This is a genomic window from Erythrobacter sp. (assembly GCF_023653175.1).
GTDB lineage: Bacteria > Pseudomonadota > Alphaproteobacteria > Sphingomonadales > Sphingomonadaceae > Erythrobacter.
The window spans coordinates 1-6,024 of sequence record NZ_JAMNXL010000203.1 but is presented as its reverse complement, the minus strand read 5'-3'; the positions used below and the strand labels follow the sequence as shown (position 1 = coordinate 6,024).

The 6,024-nt window shown below is 71.3% G+C and carries 7 protein-coding genes; 6 read left to right on the top strand and 1 reads right to left on the bottom strand.

Annotation, left to right across the window (positions count from 1 at the left end):
* The coding region (locus NBV68_RS16885) for a GGDEF domain-containing protein (RefSeq protein WP_296312054.1) at positions 1-875 on the bottom strand (875 nt) is incomplete at its 3' end.
* A 175-nt stretch (positions 876-1,050) separates the two neighbouring features.
* Here NBV68_RS16885 and NBV68_RS16880 point away from each other — a divergent pair.
* The 6 genes from NBV68_RS16880 to NBV68_RS16855 form a co-directional block, all read left to right on the top strand.
* A complete protein-coding gene (locus tag NBV68_RS16880; protein ID WP_296312051.1) occupies positions 1,051-1,590 on the top strand; it encodes a flagella basal body P-ring formation protein FlgA in 540 nt (179 codons plus the stop codon).
* Positions 1,591-1,670: 80 nt separating this feature from the next.
* Positions 1,671-1,982 carry a flagellar biosynthesis anti-sigma factor FlgM gene (flgM, locus tag NBV68_RS16875; protein WP_296312049.1) on the top strand — a complete coding sequence of 104 codons (312 nt, stop codon included), beginning with the start codon at positions 1,671-1,673 and terminating at the stop codon, positions 1,980-1,982.
* Between the two features lie 4 nt (positions 1,983-1,986).
* Positions 1,987-2,376, top strand: coding sequence for a flagellar protein FlgN (locus NBV68_RS16870; RefSeq protein WP_296312047.1), 390 nt, complete (start codon positions 1,987-1,989; stop codon positions 2,374-2,376).
* A gap of 104 nt (positions 2,377-2,480) precedes the next feature.
* Positions 2,481-3,521, top strand: a complete 1,041-nt coding sequence (locus NBV68_RS16865; RefSeq protein WP_296312045.1) for a transglycosylase SLT domain-containing protein — start codon at positions 2,481-2,483, stop codon at positions 3,519-3,521.
* Between the two features lie 110 nt (positions 3,522-3,631).
* Positions 3,632-5,647, top strand: coding sequence for a flagellar biosynthesis protein FlhA (locus NBV68_RS16860; protein ID WP_296312057.1), 2,016 nt, complete (start codon positions 3,632-3,634; stop codon positions 5,645-5,647).
* On the top strand, positions 5,644-6,024 hold a 381-nt coding region (locus tag NBV68_RS16855; protein ID WP_296312044.1), incomplete at its 3' end, for a sigma factor. The genes NBV68_RS16860 and NBV68_RS16855, both read left to right, overlap by 4 nt.

Genomic DNA, 6,024 nt, shown 5'->3' with positions numbered 1-6,024 from the left:
TCGAGCCGTGCGCGGGCGGCGTCCTTGCCGATCCCTGCGAAGAGCAGCACGAATTCCTCGCCACCATGGCGCGCGGTGAAGCAGGCCTCTCCCGCCATTGCGGCAAAACTCGCCGCCAACGCGCACAGCACGCGGTCGCCCGCGGCATGGCCGTGGCGGTCGTTGACCTGCTTGAAGTGGTCGACATCGCAGAAGGCGACGGTGAGCGGCGTCCCTGCGGCGCGCGCCTCGATTGCGGCGGCGGCCAGCTGCCGCTCGAAGGCGCGGCGATTGGGCAGGCGGGTGAGGTGGTCGACATCGGCCTCGGTGCGCGCCTGGGCGAGGTTGTCGCGCAGCCGGTCGATCTCGAGTTCGCTGCGCGCCATCGCCGCCTCGACCTCTTCGATCCGCGCCAGCATCGCGCGCGACAGGTCGATCACCTGGGTGAGTTCGGCCGGCGCGCCCAGCGCCTCGACCTGCTCGCCGATTGCGTCGCGGTGGTCGTGGGTCTCGCTCTGCGCATCGCGCGCGGTCTCGGCGAAGCGTTCGAGGGTGTATTCGAGCTTCTCGGACAGCGTCTCGAGCGCGGCGATATGACTGTGGCCGTCGGGATCAAGCTGCACCAGCGTGTCGAGCCAGCGCTGGTCGATCGGCTCGCCCGACGCCTCGCGCCGCACCAGCGCGGCGGCAAGTTCGGGGTGCGATCCCGACAGCGCGCCGCACACGCTCGCCATGTTGGGCGCGGTCACGGCGAGATCATGGCGGATGAAGAACTCGGTGATCCTCTCCAGCAGCGCGCGCCGCGCTTCGTCGGCACGGGGGGCAGCATGATGGGCTGCGCTGCCCGACTTGGCGCGGGCACGGACAGCACGGGAGAAACCGGAAGGCATAGGCATGGCGGAAGGATCGCGAAAGAAGAGTGAAGAGGGCGGCCCGCCCGGACCTAGCCGCTTATGCTTAAGTGCCCGCCAGCCCGCACCCCGGATGATTGCGTAGGGGGGCGCTTGGCATGGCCCTTGCTGCGTTTGGCGGGCATGAAGCCCTTTGCAAATCACGAGGATAATGATGCCGATGCAGATCCTTCCTGACCGGCGCACGGCGCGGCGGCGTGCCGCGCTGGCACTGACCCTTTCGATGGCGGCGGCGGCAACGGCCAATGCCCAGACCATCCGGGCCAGCACCGATCCGGCCGCGATCGACCGGGCGGTGGCCGCCTTCACCGGAGCGGGCATCGGCACCCCCGGCGGGGCGCGCATGGCGAGCGACCCGCGCCTCCAGCTGGCCCCCTGCGCCGCACCGCTGACCGTCAGCTGGCACACCCCGGCGCGCACCGCGGTCGCGGTCGAATGCCCGGGGCCAACGCCGTGGCGCGTGTTCGTCGCGATCAGCCCCGCACAGAACGCAGCCACTCCCCGCCCCGCCCCCGCGGTCAAACGCGGCGATGCGCTCACCATCGTCGTGCGGGGGCGGGGCTTTTCGGTCCAGCAGCCGGGCGAAGCGATGGAGGCAGGCGCAATCGGTGACTGGATCGAGGTGCGGGCCAGCCGCAAGGCGCAGGCCCTGCGCGCGCGGATCGAGCGCCCTGGCCTGGCCGTGGTCCCCGCCGGATAGGCCTCCCGCCGCCACCCCCTTAAACCTCCCCGCCCCCCGCCGTTCTCGCTCACAGGAACCGCACACCAAGGATTGAGCCCATGTCTTCCGTCGAACTGAGCAAATTGTCTGCCGTCGGCGCTGCGCGCACCGTCGCCGCTGGCGAGCGCGCGCAGATCGAAGCGCGCCCCCGCCCTGCCGCGCCTGCCGGAAGCGGCACCGGAAGCGCCGCCTCCGGCGTCAGCCTCGAAGTCGCCGCGCCGCTCGAAGTGGCCGCGCCTCCGGTCGATGCCGAGCGCGTGCAGGCGATCAAGAACGCCCTGCGCGACGGCTCCTACCCGCTGGTGCCGACCAAGATCGCCGATGCAATGATCGCCGCGCAGGTCAGCCTGTCGCTGCCCGAGCGGAGCTGACCCCGTGGCCGAGATCCTCGTCCCCGCGCATCGCCCTGCTCCCGAGGCACCGGCCAACCCGCTGGCGACCCAACCCCTCAGAGAAGGCCTGCGGCAGATGATTGCCGTGCTCGAACGCGAGCGGCAGGCACTTGCCGCGCTCGATGCCGACGGCCTGATCGGCGCGGCGCGGGAAAAGGACGGCCTGTGCGACACGCTCGCCGCGCTCCACCCCCAGGTGCTCGACGGCGAGACCCGCAGCCTCGCCGAAACCGCGCGCCAATTGAACGAGGTCAACCGCCGGGTGCGCAACCTGCTTGCCGCCAATGTCGCTGCGCGGATCGAGGCGCTGGGCGGAACAAGCCGCAGCCCGCGCCGCCTGCCGAAGATGACCTACACCCCGGCGCGCGGCTGAGTAGTCTTCCCTAGGCCTGCGCGCGCCGCATCTGGCACGGCGTTTGCTCAATCCGCTCCGAAGGCCCCGCATCCCGCGGCGGCGCACAGCAGGCGGAAGCGCGCATGAGCCAATCCTCCCCGTCATTGAACCTCCCCGCAGGGTCGATCCGCGCCGGTTTCGAAAGCGCCGCGCGCACCCATGCCGCAGCGCGCGCCGCGATGGGAGGGGGGACGGACGGGGCCGCAGAACCTGCCGCTGCGCGCCAGATCGCCGCACCCGGCGGCTCGGTCGAGGCCGCGATCGCCCGCGCCGCGCAGGCAACCAGCGTCGATTTCAACTACCTCCTCGCTCAGGCCGAGGTCGAATCCGCGATGAACCCGAACGCGCGCGCCGCCACCTCGAGCGCGACCGGGCTTTACCAGTTCATCGAGAGCACCTGGCTCGACACGATGAAGAAGCATGGGCCCCGTTTCGGGCTGGGGCATGTCGCCGACCAGATCGCCGTCACCGCATCGGGCAGCGCCTATGTCGCCGATGACGCCAAGCGCGAGGCGATCCTTGCACTGCGCCGCGACCCGCAGATCGCCTCGCTGATGGCGGCGGGCCTCGCCGAGGACAACCGCGCGCATCTGATGCCGATCCTCGGCCGCCAGCCGGATCATGCCGAGCTGTACCTCGCCCATTTCCTCGGCGCGGGGGGAGCGGGGCGGTTCCTGAGCGAGCTGCAGGCCGACCCGAACCAGAGCGCGCCTGCGCTCTTCGCCCGCCCCGCGGCCTCCAACCGCGGCATCTTCTACGCCCCTGACGGCAGTCCACGCAGCCTTGCGCAGGTGATGCAGGTGATCGACGGGAAGATGGGCCGCGCGCTGGACCGCGCCACCGATGGCCGCGCGGTCAATTTCGTGCGCGCCGATTACGCCCCGCGCCCCGCCGGCGGCTCGGGCTTCACGCCCTCGCCCTATCTGATCGCCGACGAGGCGGTGTTCGGCCCCGGCGTGCCCCCGTCCCTGACCCAGAGCACCTTGCCGCCGCCCGCTGCCGTGCGCGCGCCCGTGCGCCCCCCGATGTCGCAGATTCTGGGCAGCACCTTCGGCACCGATCCCGCCGCCGCGCCCCCGCAGGTGCGCCGCGCCTATGACCGTCTGAAGGCGCTCGGCCTGTGAGTTCCTCCGTGACGACTGCCCCTTCCCCGCTCGCCCGCATCGCCGCCCCATTGGCCGGAGTGCCTGCCTCGCTGGCCTTGCCGGTGGGCATCTTCGCGCTGCTGGCGCTGATGGTGCTGCCGATTCCGGCGCTGCTGCTCGACATCTTCTTCGTGCTCAATATCGCGATTTCCATTGCGGTGCTGATGGTGGCGCTGAACGCCCGGCGCCCGCTCGACTTCTCCTCCTTCCCCAGCGTCCTGCTGTTCGCGACCCTGCTGCGGCTCGCCCTCAACGTCGCCTCGACCCGCGTGGTGCTGGTCCACGGCCACGAAGGGGGCGCGGCCGCCGGGCATGTGATCGAAAGCTTCGCGGCCTTTCTGGTCGGAGGCAATTTCGTCGTCGGCCTGTTCGTCTTCGCGATCCTCATGATCATCAACATGATCGTCATCACCAAGGGCGCGGGGCGCGTCTCGGAAGTCTCGGCGCGCTTCGTGCTCGACGCGCTGCCGGGCAAGCAGATGGCGATCGACGCCGATATCGCCGCCGGGCTCGTCACCGCCGACGAAGCGCGCGAGCGGCGCCGCGAGGTCACCGTCGAGGCCGATTTCTACGGCTCGATGGACGGTGCCTCGAAGTTCGTGAAGGGCGACGCGATGGCGGCGCTGCTGATCCTCGGGGTCAACATCGTCGCCGGTTTCGCCATCGGCATGATCAGCCACGGCCTGTCAGCCAGCGAGGCGGGCGAGGCCTATGTAACGCTCGCAGTGGGCGATGCTCTGGTGGCGCAGGTGCCCGCGCTGCTGCTCTCGATCGCGGCGGCCGCGATCGTCACCCGCGTCAGCGACCAGCGCGATCTTGCCGGGCAGATCGGCGGCCAGTTCGCCGATCCGCGCGGGTGGCTGCCGGTGGCGCTGATCCTCGGCGCTGTGGGGATGGTGCCCGCCATGCCGCAGACCATCTTCCTCCCTGCCGCCGCCATCGCCATTGCGATCTGGTGGCAGCTCAGGAAGCACGCCAATGCCCCCGCCGCGCCGCCCGAACAGGTGGAGGAGGTCTCTCCCGATCACATCGCCCTTGCCGACGTGGCCGACGCGACGCTGGTCACCATCGAGCTGGGCTACGGCATCGTCGGGCTGGTCGATGCAGCGCAGGGCGCGCCGCTGATCACGCGGATCACGGGGATCAGGAAGCAGCTCTCGCGCGATCTCGGCTTCGTGCTGCCGCAGTTCCGGATCCGGGATTCGCTTGAGCTGGGCGCGCAGGACTACGCCGTGGTGATGGGCGGGGTGAGCATTGCCCGAGGGCAGGTGCGCCCGGGCAAGCTGCTCGCCATCGACGCGGGCGACGTGCGCCCCGGTCACGGCCTCACAGGTGAACCGACCCGCGATCCGTCCTTCGATTGCCCCGCCCTGTGGATCGCCGCCGGGAGCCGCGACCATGCGGTGGCAGAGGGCTTCCTGGTGGTCGACCCGGCCTCGGTGATCGCCACCCACGCCAATCAGGCCTTGCTGGCCGAGGCGCACCAGCTGCTCGGCCCCGACGAGGTGCGCGAGTGGGTCGATGGGCTCAAGGCCCGCGCGCCTGCACTGGTCGAAGCGGTGACCCCCGACCCGCTCCCGCTGCCTGCGCTGACCCGCACCCTGCGCGCGCTGATGGCCGACGGGATCGGGCTCGCTCACCCCCAGCCGCTGTTCACCGCGCTGGCGCTGGCGCTGCAACGGACCACCGACTTCGACGCAGTGATCGACGCCGTGCGCGCCGATCTGTCGCAGCGTCTGGTGGCCCGGATCGTCGGCCCGGACGAGGCCTTGAAGGTCGTCACGCTCGACGCGAGGCTCGAAGGCGCGATCCTAGGCGGGATGATCGATCCCGCCACCGGCCAGCCACTGATCGAGCCCGATTGCGGGGCGATGATCCTGCGCGAGGTCAATGCCGTGGCCGATGCCGAGAAGGGCCCGGTCGCGCTGATCGTCCAGCCGCCCGCGCGCCGCGCGCTCGCCGCGCTGCTCCGTCACCGCGCGCCGCGCTGCCTCGTGCTCTCCATTGCCGAGCTGCCCGCCAGCCAGCCGATCGCGGTGGTCGGCGTGATCGGCGTCTCGCCCGAAGCGCACGCGCTGCCGCAACCCGAGGGGATCGCCGCATGAAGCACGATCACGCCAGCTTCGGCGCCCTGACACAACCCTATGCTCCCTCCCGCGCCGAGGTCGAGGACCGCGTGCGCCGCTTCCTGCCGCTGGTGCGCCGCACCGCCTGGCATATCAACGGGCGCGGCCGCGAAGGCCTCGAGATCGAGGATCTCATCCAGGCCGGGATCCTCGCGCTCACCGAATGCGCCCAGCGCCATGCCGGGCCGACCGAGGACGGCTTTGCCGCCTATGCCAAGATCCGGGTGCGCGGGGCGATGCTCGACGAGGTGCGCCGCGTTGCCCATGACAGCCGCACGGCGCGCGCCAGGCGGGGCGTCTACGAGCGGGCGCTCGCCGCCCTGCGCGGGTCGCTGGGCCGCGAGCCGAGCCGCGCC